This is a genomic window from Serratia sp. JSRIV001 (assembly GCF_019968745.1).
GTDB classification, from domain to species: Bacteria; Pseudomonadota; Gammaproteobacteria; order Enterobacterales; family Enterobacteriaceae; genus Chania; species Chania fonticola_B.
On record NZ_CP074147.1, the window covers coordinates 4267960 to 4289905 of the forward strand.

The following is a 21946-nucleotide window of genomic DNA, read 5'->3' on the forward strand; positions in this document are numbered from 1 at the left end:
ACCACTTTCCAGCTACGGCCTGCTGTAGCTGGAAGGAAACAGGGGCTTCTGAACCTCATCTTTGCCGTCCTTACAACAACAATTTGCAGAGAACAGAACAATGATGAACGCAAAAATTGACAACATTCAGCCGGAAAGAAGTACCTCGGACCTGATCAAGGCGGCCGTTTCCGGCTGGCTTGGTACCGCATTGGAATTTATGGATTTTCAGCTTTATTCGCTAGGTGCAGCATTAGTTTTCCATGAAATATTTTTCCCGGAACAGTCCGCCGCCATGGCGTTAATCTTGGCGATGGGAACCTACGGCGCGGGTTATATCGCCCGTATTGCGGGTGCCTTCTTCTTTGGACGCATGGGGGATACCCTCGGCCGTAAAAGGGTGCTGTTTATTACCATTACCATGATGGGGATCTGCACCACCTTAATCGGCGTGCTGCCAACCTATGCGCAAATCGGTATTTTCGCCCCTTTGTTACTGGTGTTACTGCGTATTATTCAAGGGTTGGGAGCAGGTGCGGAAATTTCCGGAGCCGGAACCATGCTGGCAGAATATGCGCCTAAGGGTAAACGCGGGATTATCTCCTCACTAGTAGCCATGGGCACCAACTGTGGCACGCTGTCGGCAACCGCCATCTGGGCCGTCATGTTCTTCTTCCTGTCGAAAGAAGAGCTGCTGGCCTGGGGCTGGCGCGTGCCTTTCCTGGCCAGCGTGGTCGTCATGCTGTTTGCCATCTGGCTGCGTATGAACCTGAAAGAAAGCCCGGTGTTTGAAAAAGTTAACGACGACAGCACCAGCGCAACACCGGCTCACGCCGTGGATGACAAGACCCATTCGCTGTCGGCGATGTTCAGCAGCAAATCCTTCTGGCTGGCTACCGGGCTGCGTTTTGGCCAGGCAGGCAACTCCGGTCTGATACAGACCTTCCTGGCTGGTTATCTGGTGCAAACCCTGCTGTTTGAGAAGGCTATCCCAACCGACGCCTTGATGATCAGCTCCGCCATCGGTTTTATTACCATCCCGTTCCTTGGCTGGCTCTCCGACAAGATAGGCCGGCGGATACCTTATATCCTGGTCAATATCTCCGCCATCATTCTGGCTTACCCCATGATTTCGATGATTGTGGACAAGACCAATGAGGTGAACGTGATTATGGCCTCGATCATTATTATCCATAACGTCGCAGTGCTGGGCCTGTTTGCGCTGGAAAACATCACCATGGCGGAAATGTTTGGTTCACGTAACCGCTTTACCCGCATGGCGATCTCCAAAGAGGCCGGTGGTTTGGTGGCGGTCGGCTTCGGCCCGGTATTGGCCGGTATCTTCTGCAATATGACCGACTCCTGGTGGCCAATCGCCGCCATGATGATCCTGTACTCCGTTATCGGCTTGCTGGCAGCGATATTGATGCCAGAAGTCAGAGATCGCGACCTGAGCCTGGCGGAAGATGCCGCAGAAAGCCCAGCGCTACCGATAGCCCAACGCGTCAGCAGTCATTAATCCCCCTTCAATCCTCTGCCGCAGAGAGCGTTCTGCGGCAATCAAACCATTACACAGTGAGTTTTAACATGGATACCAAGCTGTTAGCAGCCAACGCCATTGTTCCGCAGTACGATCGTAGCAAACTGGTTTCGCGCCTGGTTCATCTGGGCTTTGGTGCCTTTCATCGGGCCCACCAGGCGGTATACGCCGATATCCTGGCACAGGAACACGGCAGCGACTGGGGGTACTGCGAAATCAACCTGATCGGCGGCGAACAGCAAATCGCCGATCTCAAACAGCAAGATATGCTCTACAGCGTGGCAGAGATGTCAGCCGATGCCTGGCAATGCCGAGTGGTGGGCGTAGTAAAACAGGCGCTGCATGCGCAAATCGACGGGCTGGACGCCGTGTTCCAGGCCCTGGCCCAACCAGAAGTAGCTATTGTGTCCATGACCATCACCGAAAAAGGCTACTGTCATTCTCCCGCCACCGGCCAGTTGCAGCTAGATCATCCATTGATTGTGCGGGATCTGGCTAATCCACATCACCCACAAAGCGCAGTGGGGGTCATCGTCGCAGCCTTGGCACAACGTAAAGCTGCCGAGCAATCTGCATTCAGCGTGATGTCTTGCGACAATATGCCGGAAAACGGCCATGTGACCCGCAACGTGATCACCACCTATGCCAAAGCGCTCGATCCGGCGTTGGCAACGTGGATCGAAACCCACGTCACCTTCCCTTCCACCATGGTCGATCGCATCGTGCCAGCCGTGACGCCAGACACCCTGGCCCAGGTCGCACAGCAAACCGGCGTGCAGGATCCGGCAGCCGTGGCCTGCGAGCCGTTCCGCCAATGGGTGATTGAGGACAATTTTGTCGCGGGCCGCCCGGCATGGGAACAAGCCGGTGCCGAACTGGTCAGCGATGTGTTGCCGTTCGAAGAGATGAAGCTGCGTATGCTGAACGGCAGCCACTCGTTCCTGGCCTATCTGGGTTATTTAGCCGGTTACCCACACATCAGTGACTGTATGCAGGATGAGCATTACGTCAAGGCCGCCCGCCATCTGATGCTGGCTGAGCAGGCCCCGACGCTGAACACGCCGGGAACCGATCTGGAGAAATACGCCGATTCCCTGCTGGCACGCTATCGCAATACGGCGTTGAAGCACCGCACCTGGCAGATCGCCATGGACGGCACGCAAAAGCTGCCGCAGCGCATGCTGGATTCGGTGCGCTGGCACCTGGCCAACGGCAGTGATTTTGACTGTCTGGCGCTGGGCGTAGCGGGCTGGATGCGTTACGTCGGCGGTAAGGACGAACAGGGTCAACCGATCGACATCAGCGATCCATTGCGTGAGGAAATTGCCCGGCGCGTCGCCAACAGTGCTGAAGGTGAGCCTCGCGTGATGGCGTTACTGCAAATGACCTCGGTATTCGGACGCGACCTGCCGGATAACCAACGCTTCGTCAATGCCGTGACCAGTGCTTATCTGGCGCTGTTGGCGCGGGGAGCTAAAGCGACGGTGGCAAGGGTGCTGGCACGCTAATAGAAAAGCAGAGAATGCGGGTGGATTTATCCGCCCTCTTTCACAGGTTAATCTGCTAGTATGGTGACATTCACTACTACTCTCATATATTGATTGTTGCCATGTCAGAATCGTACGTCCTCACGAATAATGTCCCGGTCAATCAGCAGATCTATCGTTTCCTGCGCAAAGATATCGTCGATTGCACCATCCCTCCGGGCACGTTGCTTTCCGAGAAAGAGATCTCCACCCGTTTCAGCGTTTCACGCCAACCGGTGCGCGAAGCCTTTATCAAACTGGCTGAAGCGGGGCTGGTGCAGATCTTGCCGCAGCGCGGGACCTTCGTGATGAAAATTTCCGCCAAACGAGTGGCCGACGGGCGCTTTATCCGTCAGGCGGTGGAATGCGCCATCGTGCGGCGAGTTGCCACCACCATCACCCCCGAGCAGTTGATGACGCTGGAGCATAACCTGCATCGCCAGGAGCTGGCGGCACAGAATAATCAGATCCGCGAGTTTTTGGCGCTGGACGATGAATTCCACCATCTGCTGACGCAAATGGCCAACTGTGCCCTGGCGTGGGAAACCATCGAGACCATCAAAGCGACGATGGATCGGGTGCGCTTCCTCAGCCTGAGCGAAGTGTCACCGCCGGAGAATCTGATCCACCAGCATTACCGTATTTTTGCGGCGCTGAAAGCCCAGGATCCTGATGCGGCGGAGCTGGCTATTCATGAGCATTTGCAGGAGATGATCTATTCGATCACCCCGATTGCCCTGCAAAATACCGACTGGTTTGAAGCCGAGTAAAAACTGTTCCCCTCTCCGATCAGGAAAGGGGACGCCATCAACAAGCGCTCACTCGCAAATTTTGCCTTCTAAATAGCATTTCTTCTCAATCGCATCTATTGTCTCTTCGCACCATCAGGTTTTGATTAGTATCTTTGCATAGCTTCAATCACCGCTTTTGACTACGCCGGTGGCCAAATACCCAGAGTTACCGGTGTATAGGAAGCTTTAACGGGAGTGAATCATGACGGATATTGCACAATTGTTAGGTAAGGAAGCGGAAGACCTTTTGCAACACCGCTGCACCACCATCCCTGCGGAAAATCTGTACCTGCCCGGTGGCGACTTTGTTGATCGGGTGATGATCGACAACAACCGCCCAAACAGCGTGCTACGCTCAATGCAAACCTTGCTCAACCATGGCCGCCTGGCGGGCACCGGTTATCTATCGATCCTGCCGGTCGATCAGGGCGTGGAGCACTCTGCCGGTGCCTCGTTTGCCGCCAACCCACTCTATTTTGATCCAAAAAATATCGTTGAGCTGGCGATCGAAGCCGGATGTAACTGCGTGGCATCCACTTACGGCGTGCTGGCTTCGGTCTCCCGCCGCTACGCCCACAAGATCCCGTTCCTGGTCAAACTGAACCACAACGAAACCCTGAGCTATCCAACGCAATACGACCAGACCCTGTATGCCAGCGTTGAGCAGGCGTTCAACATGGGGGCGGTGGCGGTTGGTGCAACCATTTACTTCGGTTCCGAGCAGTCACGCCGCCAGATTGAAGAGATCTCGATCGCCTTTGAGCGCGCTCACGAACTGGGCATGGTGACCGTATTGTGGGCCTATCTACGTAACCCTGCGTTCAACAAGGATGGCGTCGATTATCATTCCAGCGCCGATCTGACCGGCCAAGCCAACCACATTGCGGCCACCATCGGTGCCGATATCGTTAAACAGAAAATGGCCGAGAACAACGGCGGCTACCGTGCAGTGAAATTCGGTTATACCGACGATCGCGTCTATGACAAGCTGACCACCGATCACCCGATCGATCTGGTGCGCTACCAGTTGGCAAACTGCTACATGGGCCGTGCCGGTTTGATTAACTCTGGCGGCGCCGCAGGGGAAAACGACCTGCAAGAGTCAGTGCGTACCGCCGTGATCAACAAACGGGCTGGCGGGATGGGCCTGATCCTGGGGCGTAAAGCGTTCAAGAAATCGATGAAGGATGGCATCGCCCTGATCAATGCCGTGCAGGACACCTATCTCGACAACAGCGTCACCATCGCTTAATCGTTATTTATCAAATTATTAGTCTTCGAGGCTCAGCTCTGCTGGGCCTTTTTCATGTCCTAACCCCTCTCTTCCTTCATTATTAATTTCTTTTCTTTCATTTTTATCTTTCACAATAAAATATTTATCTTTCAAAGTGTGATCCATTTAAAACAAAAGCCGAACCAAAGTGGTTACTGTATGACCCATGGCGACAGAGCCGCACTTCGCTCCAGGCCATAGCATCCATCACAGGAGAAAAAAATGATTGAGCTAATAACCCACGGAGCCGAATGGTTTATCGGCCTGTTCCAAAAAGGCGGGGAAGTGTTTGTCGGTATGGTGACCGGCATTTTACCGTTGTTGATCAGCCTGTTAGTTATCATGAACGCGTTGATCAACTTTGTTGGCCAGGAACGTATCGAACGTTTGGCACAGCGCTGTGCCGGTAACCCGGTTTCACGCTACCTGCTACTCCCCCTGATCGGCACCTTTGTGTTTTGTAATCCGATGACGTTGAGTCTCGGACGTTTTATGCCAGAGAAATATAAACCCAGTTATTACGCCGCAGCCTCCTACAGTTGCCACTCAATGAACGGCCTGTTCCCCCATATCAACCCTGGCGAACTGTTCGTTTACCTCGGAATTGCCAGCGGTTTGACCACGCTTGGCCTGCCGTTGGCTCCTCTGGCAGTGAGTTACTTCCTGGTTGGGCTGTTCACCAACTTCTTCCGCGGTTGGATCACCGATCTCACCACCAGCATATTTGAACGCAAGATGGGCATCCAACTGGATCGCCAGGTTCAACTTTAATTTGTGGAGCGCAGCATGAGTGCTTATATCCGTATTGAGAAAGGTGCTGGCGGCTGGGGTGGCCCACTACAGTTACCTATCGAGCCAGGTAAGAAAATCGTCTATATCACCGCCGGTACCCGCCCGGCGATCGTCGACAAACTCAGCGATTTAACCGGCTGGCCTGCGGTAGACGGTTTCAAAGAAGGCGAACCACCGGCGGAAGAGATTGGTCTGGCGATTATTGACTGTGGGGGGACGTTGCGTTGTGGCATCTACCCTAAACGCCGCATCCCGACCATCAATATTCATTCAACTGGCCGTTCTGGCCCGCTGGCGCAGTTTATTCTGGAGGATATTTACGTTTCCGGCGTACGGGAAAACAACATCAGCCTGATTGAAGTTGCACAAGGGTCTGAAACTCCTCCGCCCAGCGAAAAACAGCCACAACCAAAGGTTCGTGATTACGATACCAGCAAAAAAATCACCGAACAGAGCGATGGCCTGTTGGCAAAAGTCGGGATGGGTATGGGGTCAGTTGTCGCGGTGTTTTTCCAGGCCGGACGTGACACCATCGATACCGTGTTGAAAACCATTCTGCCGTTTATGGCCTTCGTCTCGGCGCTGATCGGCATCATCATGGCCTCGGGTCTGGGTGACTTTATCGCCCACGGCCTGACGCCGCTGGCCAACAGCCCAATCGGTTTGGTGACGTTGGCGCTGATCTGTTCCTTCCCCCTGCTTTCACCGTTCCTCGGCCCTGGCGCCGTCATCGCTCAGGTCATCGGCGTGCTGGTGGGCGTACAGATTGGTCTTGGCCATATTCCCCCTCAGTTGGCACTCCCGGCGCTGTTCGCCATTAACGCCCAGGCCGCCTGTGACTTTATCCCGGTGGGTCTGTCCCTGGCAGAGGCCAAGCAGGATACGGTGCGTGTCGGCGTCCCTTCGGTACTGGTTGGGCGCTTCCTCACTGGCGCACCGACGGTCCTGATCGCTTGGGCCGCATCGGCCTTTATCTATCAATAAATTGCCCGGAGGAAAACCATGAGCACCATTTTCCAGACCACTATCACCCAGATTGGCGGCTGCGCCCGTGACGCACTGCTGGACAATATGCTGATCACCTTCCGCGAAGGCGCACCGGCAGATATTGAAGAGTACTGCTTCATCCACCAGCACGGCGAGACCGCCGGTGAATTACAAACCGGGGGCGTGATGGAGCTTGGCGATCGGCGCTACCCCATCACCGCTGTCGGAGAGGTTGCCACCCATAACCTACGCGAACTGGGCCATATCACCGTACGTTTTGATGGAGAAACTCAGGCCGAATTCCCTGGCACGATCCACGTAACAGGCAGCACGCCCGCTGATATCCCGTTAGGCAGCACACTGAAATTTATCGCATAAGGAGTAGATCATGTCTGAAGTAGCTGTAGTGATTGGCGGTGGCCAAACGTTGGGGGCTTTCCTGTGTCATGGCCTGGCTGAAGCGGGTTATCGCGTTGCGGTCGCCGATTTGAATGCCGACAACGCCAATCTGGTGGCACAGCAAATCAATCAGGAGTTCGGGGCCGATCGCGCCATCGGTTTCCAGGCCGATGCCACCGATGAGGCCAGCGTTATCGCGCTGGCTAGTGCGGTTGACCGGGCTTTCGGTCAGACCAACCTGTTGGTGTACAGCGCCGGGATTGCCAAAGCCGCGCCGATCACCGATTTCCCACTGGGGGATTTTGACCGCTCCTTGCAGGTGAACCTGGTGGGTTATTTCCTGTGTGCCCGCGAGTTCTCTCGCCTGATGATCCGCGACGGTATCGCCGGGCGCATCATTCAAATCAACTCTAAATCCGGCAAGGTCGGCAGCAAGCATAATTCCGGCTACAGCGCCGCCAAGTTCGGTGGCGTTGGATTGACGCAGTCGCTGGCGCTCGATCTGGCCGATTACGGTATCACCGTGCACTCCCTGATGCTCGGTAACCTGTTGAAGTCGCCGATGTTCCAGTCGCTATTGCCGCAATATGCACAGAAGCTGGGCATCAAGCCGGAAGAAGTTGAGAAATATTACACCGATAAGGTGCCGCTGAAACGCGGCTGTGACTACCAGGACGTGCTGAACACGCTGCTGTTTTATGCCAGCGACAAAGCCTCTTACTGCACCGGCCAGTCGATCAACATTACCGGCGGGCAGGTGATGTTCTGATTTACGGGCTGGGAATAAGGGCTAACTAAATATGTACCTAACAGCCCCTCACCCCCACCCTCTCCCACAGGGAGAGGGGGCCAGTACGGTGTCATAGTCAGGTATAGGACTCTATCTGAAGAACGCTAACCCCATATTTTGATACCGTGCCGTGGTTAAATACAGGAATAACGTTGTAGCACATTCGGTCCCCTCTCCCTGTGGGAGAGGGTTAGGGTGAGGGGTCGATCGCCGGACTCTCTCCCTTTATTTTCACACAGGAGAACAACCGTATGACCAGCGCACTCATTACCTTCGCCGTTATCGCCTGGCTGCTGCAAATCGCCCTGGGTTGGTGGCAGCTCCAACGCTTTAACCGCGCGTTCGAGAGCCTATGCCAATTGGGCACCGTGGGCGTTGGCCGCTCTGGGGGCCGGTTCAAACCCCGCGTGGTATTGGCGCTAGCGTTTGACGCACAACAGCGGGTATGTGGCAGCATGCTGATGCGCGGCCTGACCATCTTCGCCCAGCCGAAACAGCTCACGCAGTTACATGGCATGCACCAACAACAACTCTGCCCAGATGTGATCTTCCCTGAGGATCGGGCATGCCAAACTGCACTATCGTTAGCGATCGCACCGAAATCATGATATTTTCACATTAAAAGACATTACCTTTCATAGTGAACTATCTCACCGAGAGGAATGGTCAACTCTTGTGAACAGGGATCTCTATGAAACCAAAGCAGCGGCAAGCCGCTATCCTCGAATACTTGCAGCGGCATGGCAAAACGGCAGTGGATGCCCTGGCAGAGCATTTTTCCACGACCGGCACTACCATCCGTAAAGATCTCACCTTGCTGGAAGAAGAAGGCGAGGTGATCCGCACCTATGGCGGCGTGGTGCTTAGCCGTGACGATGGCGATCAGCCCATCGATCGTAAAACCCATATCAACACCGAAAAGAAACGGCAGATCGCCTATGCCGCCATCAAGCTGATCGATGATGGTGATTCGCTGATCTTTGACGCAGGCAGTACGGTATTGCAGATGGTGCCACATCTGGCGCAGTTCAATAACATCACCGTGATGACCAACAGCCTGACTATCGTTAACGCGCTGGTGGAACTGGATAACGATCAAACCATCCTGATGCCCGGTGGCACCTACCGTAAAAAATCTGCCTCCTTTCACGGCAGCCTGGCGGAGTCGGCATTTCAGCAGTTCAGCTTCGATAAGCTGTTTATTGGGGCCGACGGTGTCGACCTCAATGCGGGTGTCACCACCTTTAATGAAGTGCATAATGTCAGCAAGGCGATGTGTGAAGCCGCCAGCCGTATTGTGTTGCTGGTCGATTCCTCGAAGTTTGGCCGCAAAAGCCCCAACGTGGTGTGCGATCTGAGCGTTGTGGATACCCTGATCACCGATAACGGCATCAACCCGGATTACCTGGCTGCGCTACAGGCTAAAGGTATCAATATCATTCTGGTAGGAGACCCCCTTGATGAGTAACGCCACTGCCCTGCTCAACTTTGCCCGTGAAACGCTGGAAATTGAGCTGACCGAAGCGCAGCGCCTGCTGACACGCCTGGATGACAACTTTGTCCAAGCCTGTGAACTGCTGCTCAACTGCCGTGGCAAGGCGGTTATTTCCGGTATTGGTAAATCCGGCCATATCGGCAAGAAGATTGCCGCTTCATTGGCCAGCACTGGCACCCCGTCGTTTTTCGTCCATCCGGCGGAAGCCTTGCATGGCGATTTGGGGATGATCGGCGCCGATGATGTGGTGATCTTTATCTCCTATTCAGGCCGCGCCAAAGAGCTGGATCTGATCCTGCCGCTGCTGGCAGAGAGTAAGATCCCAGTCATTGCCATGACCGGTGGCAAAGAGTCGCCACTGGCGCTCGGGGCTGCCTGTACGTTGGACATCAGCGTTGAACGTGAAGCCTGCCCGATGGGCCTGGCACCCACTTCCAGCGGAGTGACTACGCTGATGATGGGGGATGCATTAGCGATGGCCCTGATGCGCCAGCGCGGTTTTAATGCCGAAGATTTTGCCCGTTCCCATCCAGGTGGCAGCCTGGGTGCTCGCCTGCTCAATCGCGTCCATCACTTGATGCGTACCGGCGATCGCCTGCCGATGGTGCAAGAAAGCGCCAACGTAATGGAAGCCATGCTGGAGTTGAGCCGTACCGGGCTAGGCCTGGTAGCCGTATGCGATGCACAGCAAAAAGTGGTGGGCGTATTTACCGACGGTGACCTGCGCCGCTGGTTGGTGAAGGGTAATAGCCTCAATGACGGCCTCAGCCCGGCGATCACTCGCCCCGGCTACCGCTTGCCAGAACAGTGGCGCGCCGGGGAGGCTCTGGAAGCGTTACACGAACAACACATCAGCGCCGCTCCGGTGGTGGATATCGATGGCGTACTGGTAGGGGCAATCAACCTGCACGACCTGCATCAAGCCGGGATCGGCTGATATCACGTAGGGGGCGTAGCATGCTACGCCCGCTTAACTACTACCTTGGCGCGTAGCTTTCCCCCTCAGCAGCGTTACTTCCAGTCTGGATTGCCCTCAAACTGTTTCTTCAGCAACGCTTTCATCTGATCATCCGGTTTACCCAGCCATTGATATTTGGCGTATTTCTTCGGATGGTCGATGGCCTGCGGCTTATTGGGCACTTCAACCCGCACGCCCCAAGCCTGGGACTTGTCGGCTTTAAAAGCCACAATCATAAAGTTATTGGCGCAGTCATGCGGCTTGCAGATGTTACCGATCTGGTAGCTTTGCCCTTGCCAGGTGACGGTTTCAGCTGGCGTGGAAGTGCCGATCCCTTTACGCGCCCAACCCGGTAACTGTGCCTGCCCCTTCACCATATTTTTCCAACTGGTTTGGTAGCCCGGCTGCTGGATCAGATCTGAGGCAGTGATAATCTGTTCGGCAAAACTGCCGGTGCTAAATCCAAGCAGGGTCGCAACCAGGGCTCCCAACAACCTCTTTTTTCCTATCATGGTCTCCTCCCTCGGTAAATCAAAAGCGTAGCTCCAAGTAGCTCAGACCACAATTAAACGGGAAAGTTGGCTCAGCGTTTTCGTCAGACTACCTGCCAATATCCTTTTTTGGTTGCCCCAACCCTGATTAGCCGCTTTCCTTCTTGGAAGCGGCGGTAAAATTTCTTCCGACATTTCTTCCGACATTTCTTCCGACATTATGGCAACGTTTCTCAGCTTGTCGCCCAATACCTTTGGTTAATGTCGCCCCCCGTTTCGCCAGCATAAACTCAATCTCTGGCTCACCACCAGGCATGGAAATGATGCACTGGCCCAATACCCTGCCCTACCTCCAGGCTATCGGCCTGCTGTAAAGCCAGTTGCAGGTAGTTTTTTGCCGCTGCCACGGTATCGGCCCAATTTGGGTAGCGTGGGCGCAGGGCTGCCAGTGCCGCAGATAAGGTGCAACCGGTGCCGTGCGTGTGCCTGGTCGCTATGCGCGGCGCACTAAAGCGCTGCTCAAAGCCGGGGATAAATAGCCAATCTGGGCTTTCCTCTTCACTTAGGTGGCCCCCCTTCATCAACACCGCCTGACAGCCCATCGCTAACAACGCCTGTCCCTGCTCGCGCATTTGCGATTCGTTTTGCGCCGGAGCGCAGGCCAGCAAAGCCGCCGCCTCTGGCAAGTTCGGCGTGATAATGGAAACCAACGGCATTAGCTCACGGCGGATGGACTCCACCGCTTCCGGTGCCAGCAGCGGGTCACCACTTTTAGCCAGCATCACCGTATCCAGCACCACATAAGGCAGCTTGTAATGGCGTAGGCGCTCGGCCACCGCCTGCACAATGTCGGCGTTAGCCAGCATACCGATTTTAGCGCTGTCGATACGCACATCGCTGAGTACCGAATCCAATTGGGCGGCCACAAATGCCGGTTCGATATGATATACCGACTGCACGCCACGGGTGTTCTGCGCCACCAGCGCGGTGATTACGCTGGTGCCATAGGCCCCCAACGCGGAGAAGGCTTTCAGATCGGCCTGAATACCGGCCCCACCGCTAGGATCGGTACCAGCGATGGTGAGAGCGTTAATCCGTTTCATAGCAGATCCTCCATTCGCAGTTGGTAGAGGGCATCCAGGAAGGCGGTAGTAAAGCTGCCAGGGCCAGAACAAGTCGCGGTGGCCCTTTCACCACATAGCGCCATCACGCGGCAAGCGGTGGCAACATTATCCAGCCGATCGCCCGGCAAACTGCAAAATGCTGCCGCGACGGCCGAAAGCGCGCAGCCCGTCCCCACCACGCGCGTCATCAATACATCGCCACCCGTGACGGCCCAGTCTCTTTCACCATCAGTGATGTAGTCTGTCTCACCGGTGACGGCCACAATGGCCCCACAATTACGTGCTAATACGCGTGCTGCGGGTAATGCCATCAGCGAGTCATCCTGGCTATCTACGCCACGGGCGCTGGTCTGCAGGCCGCTCAATGCAATGATTTCCGACGCGTTGCCACGGATCGCCGCAGGCCGCAGGGTGAGCAAGCGGCGGGCGAAGATTGCTCGGTATTCCAATCCCCCAACGGCAACCGGATCCAGTAACCAGGGCTTTTCAGCACGATTGGCAGCCTCGATGGCGGCTAACATCGACTCTGCCCGCGAAGCGTGCAGGGTGCCGATATTGATCAACAGCGCATCAGCAACGCGGCTGAACTGCGCGGCCTCTTCCGGTTCCACTACCATCGCCGGTGAAGCACCAAGCGCCAGCAGCACGTTGGCCGTCAGCTCTTGCACCACTTCGTTGGTCAGGCAGTGGATCAATGGAGGTTGGCGTTTAAATTGGTTAAAACAGGCCGCGGCACGGGTGCCGGGTAACACATCAGGTCGAGTAAACATAGCGCTCCCAACCGGCGTTCAAGAAGGCGGGTACCGGTTGAGATACCGCGACATCCCTACGCTGGTATAATCCAGATCAGGTAATACGGGTAATTTCTCAGCCCCTAAGGGCACCCCGAGTCGACGTTTGCCATTATTGAGGCTGTGGCCAGTGAGGTCAATCACGCGATAGCGTCAAAAAATAAAAAGGAGACGCCGTCTCCCCCAGATAATGTATAGTTCGCGTTTAACGGGGAAACCATGCTCACTCACTCATCTATCCGCCTTAACAAATACATTAGCGACAGCGGCATTTGTTCTCGTCGCTCTGCCGACCGCCACATCAAGCAAGGCAACGTTTTCATCAACGACAAGTTAGCCTCCTTGGGCGCTCAAGTATTGGTCGGGGATGTGGTCAAAATTAACGGCCAGCCGATCGAACCGCGCGATGCGGCCGATCTGGTGCTAATCGCGCTGAACAAGCCGGTTGGTATCATCACCAGCATGGGAAAGCACGTGCGGGATAACATCGGTGATTACGTTAATCACAATAGGCGCATCTTTCCCATCGGGCGGCTGGATAAGGACTCTCAGGGGCTGATTTTCCTGACCAATGATGGCGAACTGTTCAATAAGATCCTCCGTGCTGGCAATAATCATCAAAAAGAGTACCTGGTCACCGTCAACAAACCGGTGACGGATGAGTTTATTCAGGGCATGGGCGCAGGCGTACCCATACTGGATACGGTGACTCAACAATGCCTGGTGGAGCAAGAAGCCCCGCAGATGTTTCGCATCACGCTGGTGCAGGGGCTTAACCGCCAAATCCGCCGTATGTGCAAATATTTTGGTTATCATGTCACCAAACTTGAGCGCCAGCGTATTATGAATATCACTCTGCAAGGGTTACCGCTGGGCGAATGGCGGGATTTGACCGATGATGAGCGGATCGAGTTATTCGAGCTGATTGAACACTCCTCGTCCGAGGATATTTCCGCCCCGCGTCAATATAGCCAGATATAGGCGACTGTCGCGATATGCAATCAACCTCTCAAAACAGCCGCTAATTATCAGTTGATCTTGTTTTCATTCGGCTCTATCTTCTCGCATCCGGGTACATGTTGCGGCTCGCTGGATGCGGTCTATCCCTCCTCCCCTTTCCGTCAACCAAACGGATTTATGACTCTTTTCTTGTCAGAGTTACCACACGGCATTTGATAACTTTCGGTAAACATGAACTCAACGGTTAAAGATACCCTGGCAGCACGTGACGTCACCCTAACCCCGTGGACAGGCTTTTACTTCCTGCAGTCGCTGCTGATCAACTTCGCCCTCGGCTATCCATTTAGTCTGCTGTATGCCGTGGCGTTTAGCTGTGTGTTACTGCTGCTGTGGCGCCTCAGCCCGCGCCTGCAAAAGAGCGTGATCGGGCTGTGTAGCCTCATCGCCGCCCTGTATTTCCCATTTTCTCAGGCCTATGGCTCGCCCAATTTTAATACCCTGCTGGCGTTACACTCGACCACGGTGGAGGAGTCCAGCGAGATATTGACCATCTTTCCGTGGTACAGCTATTTGGTGTCCCTGTTTATTCTGGCACTGGGCATTATCGCGTTGCGCCGTAAGCCAACCCCGAAAGGCGCTTGGAACACCCTCCAGAGCTTATGTCTCACCATCAGCGTGGTCTGCTTTTTTGTCACGCCAGTACAGAATCTGGCGTACGGTGGCGTGTTTAAATTGACCGACTCTGGTTATCCCGTGTTTCGTTTCGTCAGAGATGTGATCGCCAATAACCAGGAAGTGATTGATGAAAAAGCCCGTATGCAGGCGTTTTCACAGCTGAAAGATTCTTGGAACGTGCTGGCGGTGAAACCGAAATATCATATCTACATGGTAGTGATCGGCGAAAGCGCGCGGCGAGATGCCTTAGGTGCGTTTGGTGGGCACTGGGACAATACCCCCTTCGCCAGCCACGTAAACGGTACGCTGTTGCTTAACTATATTGCGGCCAGCGGCTCAACACAGAAATCGCTCGGCTTAACGTTAACCCGTGTCATTAACGGCAAACCGCAGTATCAGGATAACTTCGTCACGTTGGCCAATCGGGCAGGTTTTCAGACCTGGTGGTTCTCCAACCAAGGACAAATTGGTGAATATGACACCGCTATCGCCAGCATTGCCAAACGTGCCGATGAAGTGCAGTTCCTGAAAAACGGTGATTTTGAAGCGGATAAGAACACCCATGATGAAACGCTGCTTAAGATGACCGCCCAGGTTTTTGCCGCCCCACGCAGCACTAACCCGCAGTTGATCGTCTTGCACCTGATGGGTTCACATCCGCAAGCCTGCGACCGGACTCAGGGGAAATACGCGGACTTTGTGCAATCCAAAGAGACCTCCTGCTATCTTTACACCATGACGCAAACGGACAACCTGCTGAAACAGCTCTATCAGCAGTTACGCGACACCGGGGAAAGTTTCTCAATGGTCTACTTCTCCGATCACGGTCTGGCGTTTAAAGAGCGCGGTACCCAGGTGCAATATCTGGCGCACGATGATCAGTTTCAGCAAAATTTTCAGGTCCCCTTTATGGTGCTTTCCAGCGATGACACCGCACACCGCCTGATTAAAGCCCCTCGTTCAGCCAATGACTTCCTGACCTTTTTCGCCTCGTGGACCGGGATTAAAACCAAAGAGCTAACGCCGAAATACTCGTTTCTTTCCGAGCAAAAAGCCGGCCCCGTCTATATCACCAACTTTAAGCTCAAGAAGGTGGACTACACCCATTTGCCGACGGATATCTTTGAAACCCAAACGCGCTAAAGTGTAACAAGGTTGCCTTTGCATCTCGGGCCACTTCGTCTGTAATATGAGGCAGTTAAAATGAAAAGAGCCTGTTGACCAATGAAAAAACCGACTTTTCTGCCTCTCATTGTCCTGACACTGGCACTGGCGGGTTGCACCAGTGACTACATTATCACGACTAAATATGGCGATATCCTACAGGCCCACGGCGAACCGGACACTGACCGCAGTAGCGGTATGACCAGCTATACCGGCATGAACGGCGACTATCATCTGATCAATACCAATGATATTTCCGGAATAGTAAAAAAATAGCCTTCCCTGCGGCGGTGTGACTTTCACAACAGACCTGCATAAAGCCTGCCATGGATTGCAGCGGTTACCTGTTTTATGCAGGCCCTTAGGAACTAGCGGCCTGTTCATGATTAACGACTCCGATAAAGGTTATATCCCATTTGCTGGGCAACAGCCGCAACCATTTTTTGCCCACGCACGCTGTTACCAACGGGATCAAGAGGAGGTGAGAACGCAGCAATCCCCATTACGCCGGGCACCACGGTCAAGATACCGCCTCCAACACCACTTTTACCCGGTAAACCCACGGTATAGGCCCAATCGCCTGAACTGCCATACATCCCTTCCATCGTCATTTCTGCCAAAATAAAGGGGGTGTTAGATTCTGTCAGCACTCGCTTTTTGCTGACGGGGTTGATACCACCAGCGGCAATTGTCGCCCCCATCGTAGCCAATTCAATGGTATTAAGCAGCGTTGAACATTGGCGGGTATAAACATCGCAGGCTTCCATGGGATCGCAGTACATCGCATCGGCGCTATAGAGTAACCAGGCGATCGCACGGTTATGGAAGTTGGTCGATTGCTCTGAATCATTCACCTCGTCAGAGAGTGCGATTTGTGCACCCGCTAACTGCTGTTGCATATCAAGAATGCGCAACCAGCGGTTTTCACGGTCACTCGCTTTGACTAAGCTCACCGTTGACATTGCCCCGGCATTCACCAGCGGCGAGAGGGGTTTACCTTTATGTAGCTCCAGAGCAATCACCGAGTTAAAGGGCAAGCCGGTGGGATCGGCACCAATCTTGTCCTGTACGTCTTGTGGGCCAACATCTTCCAACGCCAAGGCTAGCGAGCACACTTTTGAAATTGACTCCAGCGCAAAGCGGAACTCCGCATCGCCCTGAGAAATGATATCCCCGTCTACGGTCACAATCGCCAAGGCGGCTAAATGGCTTGGCACGCTCGCTAAAAAAGGGATATAGCTGGCATTCTCGCCACCACTCAATGTGGAATACTGCGCATAGGCATTCGATGCAACCTGTTGAAGCCGTTGTAAATCGATAGTCATGTTGTTGACTCCCAGACTGAATTTGCGAGGTTGGGAGGTAATACTCACAACCCTTGAAATAAATATTAAGGTTTTGGCAGCGGAGCGGTTGGTACAGAAGGTTCAATAGCTCTCATCACGCCAATGGCTATACAAAGCCATAATCGGCCCCAGCCATTCTAGGCCCGCCCACTTAAACATAGTGTAATAGCCGGCCAACAAGCTCTGGGTGATAATGGCGATAGGATAGTTTCAAGAGCGGTATGATCAGCTATACCGGCATGAACGGTGATGATCATCCGAACATAGTGAAAAAATAGCGGGTGTCTGAGTTTTTATCTGCTAATCCGTAATGGCTTTCTTGTTTATTAGCGCTAGCCAAACAAAGAAAACTTTCGCTAACCAGGCTTGAACAAGCCTGGCTGTGATAATGTTGAAGCGATATCGGCCCTTATTTAGCCGCCAGCTTGCACAGCGTTAACGCCACATTGTAGGAAGCCTCGAACGACTTAAGGGGTAAAAACTCGAACCGTGAATGGAAGTTATGCGCGCCGGTAAAGAAATTGGGCGTTAATAACCCTTTTGCCGACAACGCAGCACCATCGGTGCCCCCGCGCATCGGGATGACTTTAGGCTCAATGTTCAACTCGGCCAGTGCGGCAAAAATCAGATCAATGGCCCGGCGGTCATCGGTGATGGCATTGCTGATATTGCTGTAGGTATCGCTGATGTGATACTCCACCCGGGCGGTGGGATACTGCGCGGCAATCTTCTCCGCTACTTCACCAATCTGCTGCTTGCGGCGCTCAAAGTTCGCCAAGTCGAAATCACGGATATTGGCTTTCAGCAGCGCTTCGCTTTGTGATGCCTGCATGCCGTTAAACCAGATATAACCTTCACGCCCTTCGGTATGCTCAGGAGTCTGCTGGCGATCGAAGTGGCTGATATAATCCATCGCCATCAGCAGCGGGTTCACCAGCACGCCTTTGGAGGACATCGGGTGGCTGGTCACACCGGTAAAGCGCAGTTCGGCGCTGGCGGCGTTGAAGTTCTCATACACCACTTCGCCCAATTCACAACAGTCGATAGTCCAGGCAAAGTCGACGTCGAAACGCGCCATATCCAGCGCTTTGGCACCGCACAGACCAATCTCTTCATCCGGTACAAATGCCACCACGATATCGCCGTGTTGGTCCTCTGCGGTAAGGTTTTCCAACACCGTCATCACTACCGTGACGGCCGCTTTGTTATCCGCCCCCAACACGCTGGTGCCGTCGCTGAAAATAATCTCTTCCCCCGGATAGGCTTTGATTTCCGGGTGTTCAGCGGTACGTAGCCAGATATCTTGCTGCGCGTTCAGGCACAAATCTTCACCGGTAAAATGCAAGATTTGTGGGTGGATGTCCGGCGATAAACCAACGTCTACGGTATCAATATGGGTGATAAACCCGATACGTGGCGCGCCGGGTACATTGCCTTTTTTCACTGCGGTGACGGTGGCATGTTCGTCAATAACCACATTATCCAGGCCGAGTTGGCGTAGTTCCTCTGCCAACATTTCTGCCATGGCGAACTGGCCAGGAGTGCTGGGTAAAGTACTTACCGCTGGGTTACTCTGGCTGGTGACGGCCAGGTAGCGGAAGAAACGTTGGGTTAACTGCGTGGCGAGCGGTGAAGACATTGTGTTGTATATGAACGCATCCCGTTTGCAAGGCTCCCATGGCTAGGATCACCAGAGCAATCTTTCAGAATTCACCCTTTTGTTAGAGTTTATTTTTGCCAACTACTGCCTTTACCGAGGCTAGCGTTGACCTCATTGTTATCGTTCGATGTTGTTTGCTGACAATGTAAATTTAATGTTATTTATTAAGCGCTTTAGTACAAGCTTTATTTTTCAGTGGTAGGCTCACCAACAGGAAGATAGTGATGATAATTAAAATTACAAAGCTTGCGCTGACCGTAGCAGCGCTCTCAATAAGCTCTGGGGTAGCAGCAAAAACGTTAGTCTATTGTTCAGAAGGTTCACCAGAAAACTTTAACCCGCAGCTCTACACCTCCGGGACCAGCGTAGATGCCAGTGCGGTGCCGATCTATAACCGACTGGTGGATTTCAAAGTCGGTACCACCGAACTGCAGCCTAGCCTGGCAGAAAGCTGGGACGTCAGTGAAGACGGTAAGGTGTACACCTTCCATCTGCGCCAAGGGGTGAAGTTCCAGAGCAACAAATATTTCAAGCCGACGCGCGATTTTAACGCCGATGATGTGATCTTCTCGTTTATGCGCCAGAAAGATCCAAACCATCCCTATCACAACGTTTCCAACGGCAACTACTCCAACTTCGAGAGCCTGGAGTTTGGCAAGTTAATTACCGCCATCGACAAGGTTGATGACCATACCGTGCGTTTCACTCTGGCCCATCCGGAAGCGCCGTTTGTTGCCGATTTAGGCTGGTATTTTGCTTCAATTCTCTCGGCAGAATACGCCAATAGCATGTTGAAAACGGGCACACCAGAGCGTGTGGATATGGAGCCGATTGGCACCGGGCCGTTTGAACTGAAGCAGTATCAGAAAGACTCCCGCATCCTGTTTAGCGCCTTCCCTGATTACTGGCAGGGCAAAGCGAAAATCGACCGTCTGGTGTTCTCCATCACGCCGGACGCGTCGATCCGTTACGCCAAGCTGGAAAAAAATGAATGCCAGGTGATGCCATTCCCTAACCCGGCAGATCTGCCACGCATGCGGGAAAATAAAGACATCAACCTGATGCAAAAAGCGGGCTTGAACACCGGCTTCCTGGCGTTTAACACCCAGAAGGCACCGCTGGATAACGTGAAGGTCCGTCAGGCGTTGGCGCTGGCCATCAATAAACCAGCGATCATCGAGGCGGTTTTCCACGGTACCGGCACAGCGGCGAAAAATATACTGCCACCGGGCGTGTGGAGTGCCGATGCGGATTTGAAAGACTACGATTACGATCCGGAGAAGGCCAAAGCCCTACTGAAAGAAGCCGGCTTCGCCAACGGCATGACCATCGATCTGTGGGCAATGCCGGTTCAGCGTCCGTATAACCCGAACGCCAAGCGCATGGCCGAGATGATCCAGGCCGACTGGGCAAAAGTGGGCGTAACGGCCAAAGTAGTCACTTTCGAATGGGGCGAGTACCTGACGCGGGTGAAAAACGGCGAGCATCAGGCCGCACTGATGGGCTGGACCACGGCAACCGGCGATCCGGATAACTTCTTTGGTCCACTGTATAGCTGCACGTCAGCCAACGGCGGTTCCAACTCGTCGAAGTGGTGCTATCAGCCGTTTGATAAGCTGATCCTGGAAGCTCGCGCCGAAAGTAACCACGAAAAACGTGTAGCGCTGTACAAAGAAGCCCAGCAGATGATGCACGATCAGATGCCTGCGGTGATGATTGCCCACTCGACGATTTTTGAGCCGGTGCGCAAAGAAGTCACCGGATACGAAATCGACCCGTTCGGCAAACACATTTTCTATCAGGTCGATGTGAAATAAGCACCGACGCTTGAACGATGACTCAGGGCTTCAAACCGAGAGGAATGAAGCCTTTTTTATTGGCGAAAAGCTCATTCAAGGTATGTGGCATATTAAGCCCGAAAAACTCGAATAGTATGATGTTTGAAGAATAAACCGCCATCGCCTGTGATCCAGATCCTATATTTAATTAATGAGGCCAGCCTTTTCGGCCATGGTTCCGCAGGGAGAAAAGTATCAACCACTTATTCGGCAACCAATGGCTACTGGCAATGGCGTTGATAACCAGTGCCAATGCTGCCCCCACACTTTCACCGGATCCGATGGTTCTGGCGCAGGAGCAATTTGCGCAGATTGCTGCGTACCAATGCAGGATCGACTCTCGAACGGCACAAGGCGATCGTACCCTGATGCGTTACAGCTACCGTAAGCCGGGTTATGTGCGGATGGATTTCAGCGAACCTCATCGCGGTGCCGTGCTGATCTATGATCCCGATAGCGGTAAGGTGCGAGTATGGCCATTCGGTATCGGCACTCTGCCGGTGTTGAGCCTGTCACCCAGCAACTCGTTGGTACAAGACCCTAACGGCCACCGTGTAGACCAATCGGACGTCGGCACCTTGCTGCGTAATATTCACCGCCTCCAGCAAGGGGGAAAAACGACCGTGGTCGGCAAGGAGACCCTGGCTGGCCAAGGCGCTTTGCATGTCACCATCCTTGGAGTGGCGGGGGTTAGCGTCGATGGCGTTCACCGTTATGAAGTTTGGCTAGAGGAGAGCCACGGCTTCCCAACCAAGGTGGTCAGCTACGATAGCAACGATCGAGAAATGGAAACCGTGATGATGGATGCGCTGGTGTTCAACCTGCATTTTCCCGCTGACTTCTTTACCCCTTAAGGCAGAACTCGATATGGCCGAATACCAGTTCACCACCCTCTGGCGCATCAAAGCCCCGTTACCAACGGTATGGGAGGTACTTTATCATCCCGATATCTGGCCAAGCTGGTGGAAAAACCTGTTACAGGTGGTCGAAATAGGAAAAGGCGATGCACTCGGTATCGGGGCGTTGCATCGTTATACCTGGCAAGGCGTACTGCCTTACCGCATCACCTTCGATATGCGCATCGTGAATATTGTGCCGCTAAAGCTATTGGAGGGACAAGCCAGCGGCGAAGTAGAAGGGGTCGGCCAATGGCGGTTAAGTTCAGACGGGGTTTATACCCTTGCGCATTATACCTGGCAGGTGCGAACCACTACGCTCTGGATGAACTGCCTGGCACCGTTAGCAGCACCGTTATTTCGCTGGAACCACGATGCGGTGATGCGGGCCGGGGCCAAAGGGTTGGCGCAACGGCTGGGTACCAGCGTTGAAATGAGTTGATTGTCAGCTATAGTGCTAGCAAATCATCA

23 protein-coding genes and 1 riboswitch are annotated in these 21946 nt (G+C 53.8%); of the genes, 17 read left to right on the forward strand and 6 right to left on the reverse strand.

The window, feature by feature from the left end; translation table 11 throughout:
* The first annotated feature begins 103 nt into the window (after positions 1-103).
* The 11 genes from KGP17_RS19770 to gutQ all read left to right on the forward strand — a co-directional run bounded on the left by KGP17_RS19770 (position 104) and on the right by gutQ (position 10509).
* Positions 104-1498 carry an MFS transporter gene (locus KGP17_RS19770; RefSeq protein WP_223499697.1) on the forward strand — a complete coding sequence of 465 codons (1395 nt, stop codon included), beginning with the start codon at positions 104-106 and terminating at the stop codon, positions 1496-1498.
* A 68-nt stretch (positions 1499-1566) separates the two neighbouring features.
* Entirely contained in the window at positions 1567-3027 is a 1461-nt protein-coding gene (locus tag KGP17_RS19775) for a mannitol dehydrogenase family protein (RefSeq protein WP_223498191.1), read from the forward strand.
* A gap of 101 nt (positions 3028-3128) precedes the next feature.
* Entirely contained in the window at positions 3129-3815 is a 687-nt protein-coding gene (locus KGP17_RS19780; RefSeq protein ID WP_021807148.1) for a GntR family transcriptional regulator, read from the forward strand.
* Positions 3816-4038: 223 nt separating this feature from the next.
* Positions 4039-5088, forward strand: a complete 1050-nt coding sequence (gene fbaB / locus KGP17_RS19785; RefSeq protein ID WP_021178801.1) for a class I fructose-bisphosphate aldolase — start codon at positions 4039-4041, stop codon at positions 5086-5088.
* Positions 5089-5331: 243 nt separating this feature from the next.
* Positions 5332-5880 carry a PTS glucitol/sorbitol transporter subunit IIC gene (locus tag KGP17_RS19790; protein WP_021807150.1) on the forward strand — a complete coding sequence of 183 codons (549 nt, stop codon included), beginning with the start codon at positions 5332-5334 and terminating at the stop codon, positions 5878-5880.
* 15 nt (positions 5881-5895) lie between these two features.
* The gene (locus tag KGP17_RS19795; protein WP_021807151.1) at positions 5896-6885 is read left to right on the forward strand and encodes a PTS glucitol/sorbitol transporter subunit IIB; all 990 of its coding nucleotides are present in this window, start codon (positions 5896-5898) and stop codon (positions 6883-6885) included.
* A gap of 18 nt (positions 6886-6903) precedes the next feature.
* Positions 6904-7266: a PTS glucitol/sorbitol transporter subunit IIA gene (srlB, locus tag KGP17_RS19800; RefSeq protein ID WP_223498192.1), complete on the forward strand. Its 363-nt coding sequence runs from the start codon at positions 6904-6906 to the stop codon at positions 7264-7266.
* A gap of 10 nt (positions 7267-7276) precedes the next feature.
* Positions 7277-8056, forward strand: a complete 780-nt coding sequence (gene srlD, locus KGP17_RS19805) for a sorbitol-6-phosphate dehydrogenase (RefSeq protein WP_024527024.1) — start codon at positions 7277-7279, stop codon at positions 8054-8056.
* Positions 8057-8328: 272 nt separating this feature from the next.
* Positions 8329-8685 (forward strand): transcriptional regulator GutM, encoded by a 357-nt coding sequence (gene gutM, locus KGP17_RS19810; protein ID WP_021807153.1) that lies wholly within the window; start codon positions 8329-8331, stop codon positions 8683-8685.
* An 83-nt stretch (positions 8686-8768) separates the two neighbouring features.
* Positions 8769-9545: a DNA-binding transcriptional repressor gene (locus KGP17_RS19815; protein WP_021178807.1), complete on the forward strand. Its 777-nt coding sequence runs from the start codon at positions 8769-8771 to the stop codon at positions 9543-9545.
* Entirely contained in the window at positions 9538-10509 is a 972-nt protein-coding gene (gutQ, locus tag KGP17_RS19820; protein ID WP_021807154.1) for an arabinose-5-phosphate isomerase GutQ, read from the forward strand. Before KGP17_RS19815 ends, gutQ begins: the two co-directional genes overlap by 8 nt.
* Positions 10510-10583: 74 nt before the next feature.
* Here the strand turns inward: gutQ and KGP17_RS19825 are convergent, their stop codons facing one another.
* The 4 genes from KGP17_RS19825 to thiM all read right to left on the reverse strand — a co-directional run bounded on the left by KGP17_RS19825 (position 10584) and on the right by thiM (position 12915).
* Complete coding sequence (locus KGP17_RS19825; RefSeq protein ID WP_094982774.1) at positions 10584-11042, reverse strand: inhibitor of vertebrate lysozyme family protein; 459 nt, start codon at positions 11040-11042, stop codon at positions 10584-10586.
* Between the two features lie 42 nt (positions 11043-11084).
* On the reverse strand, positions 11085-11240 hold the full coding sequence (locus KGP17_RS19830) for a hypothetical protein (protein WP_179247659.1): 156 nt from the start codon (positions 11238-11240) through the stop codon (positions 11085-11087).
* Between the two features lie 83 nt (positions 11241-11323).
* Positions 11324-12124 (reverse strand): bifunctional hydroxymethylpyrimidine kinase/phosphomethylpyrimidine kinase, encoded by an 801-nt coding sequence (thiD, locus tag KGP17_RS19835; protein WP_179247658.1) that lies wholly within the window; start codon positions 12122-12124, stop codon positions 11324-11326.
* Positions 12121-12915, reverse strand: coding sequence for a hydroxyethylthiazole kinase (gene thiM / locus KGP17_RS19840; protein ID WP_223498193.1), 795 nt, complete (start codon positions 12913-12915; stop codon positions 12121-12123). Before thiM ends, thiD begins: the two co-directional genes overlap by 4 nt.
* Before the next feature lie 36 nt (positions 12916-12951).
* Positions 12952-13043: riboswitch (TPP riboswitch) on the reverse strand.
* A 112-nt stretch (positions 13044-13155) separates the two neighbouring features.
* Here thiM and rluF point away from each other — a divergent pair.
* The 3 genes from rluF (at position 13156) to KGP17_RS19855 (ending at position 16011) form a co-directional block, all read left to right on the forward strand.
* The gene (gene rluF / locus KGP17_RS19845; protein WP_059201507.1) at positions 13156-13917 is read left to right on the forward strand and encodes a 23S rRNA pseudouridine(2604) synthase RluF; all 762 of its coding nucleotides are present in this window, start codon (positions 13156-13158) and stop codon (positions 13915-13917) included.
* Positions 13918-14127: 210 nt separating this feature from the next.
* Entirely contained in the window at positions 14128-15714 is a 1587-nt protein-coding gene (locus KGP17_RS19850; protein ID WP_059201508.1) for a phosphoethanolamine transferase, read from the forward strand.
* Positions 15715-15795: 81 nt separating this feature from the next.
* Positions 15796-16011 carry a YgdI/YgdR family lipoprotein gene (locus tag KGP17_RS19855; protein ID WP_021178824.1) on the forward strand — a complete coding sequence of 72 codons (216 nt, stop codon included), beginning with the start codon at positions 15796-15798 and terminating at the stop codon, positions 16009-16011.
* A 110-nt stretch (positions 16012-16121) separates the two neighbouring features.
* On the opposite strand, the gene glsA is transcribed toward KGP17_RS19855, so the two are convergent.
* Both glsA and pepT read right to left on the reverse strand, forming a co-directional pair.
* The gene (glsA, locus tag KGP17_RS19860) at positions 16122-17060 is read right to left on the reverse strand and encodes a glutaminase A (RefSeq protein WP_059201509.1); all 939 of its coding nucleotides are present in this window, start codon (positions 17058-17060) and stop codon (positions 16122-16124) included.
* Between the two features lie 430 nt (positions 17061-17490).
* Entirely contained in the window at positions 17491-18720 is a 1230-nt protein-coding gene (pepT, locus tag KGP17_RS19865; RefSeq protein ID WP_223498194.1) for a peptidase T, read from the reverse strand.
* A gap of 245 nt (positions 18721-18965) precedes the next feature.
* On the opposite strand from pepT, the gene KGP17_RS19870 reads away from it, so the two are divergent.
* From KGP17_RS19870 to KGP17_RS19880, 3 genes are all read left to right on the forward strand, one after another.
* The gene (locus tag KGP17_RS19870; RefSeq protein ID WP_223498195.1) at positions 18966-20558 is read left to right on the forward strand and encodes an ABC transporter substrate-binding protein; all 1593 of its coding nucleotides are present in this window, start codon (positions 18966-18968) and stop codon (positions 20556-20558) included.
* A 251-nt stretch (positions 20559-20809) separates the two neighbouring features.
* Positions 20810-21433, forward strand: coding sequence for a DUF1571 domain-containing protein (locus KGP17_RS19875; protein WP_209523750.1), 624 nt, complete (start codon positions 20810-20812; stop codon positions 21431-21433).
* Positions 21434-21446: 13 nt separating this feature from the next.
* Entirely contained in the window at positions 21447-21917 is a 471-nt protein-coding gene (locus tag KGP17_RS19880) for an SRPBCC family protein (protein ID WP_223498196.1), read from the forward strand.
* Positions 21918-21946 lie beyond the last annotated feature (29 nt).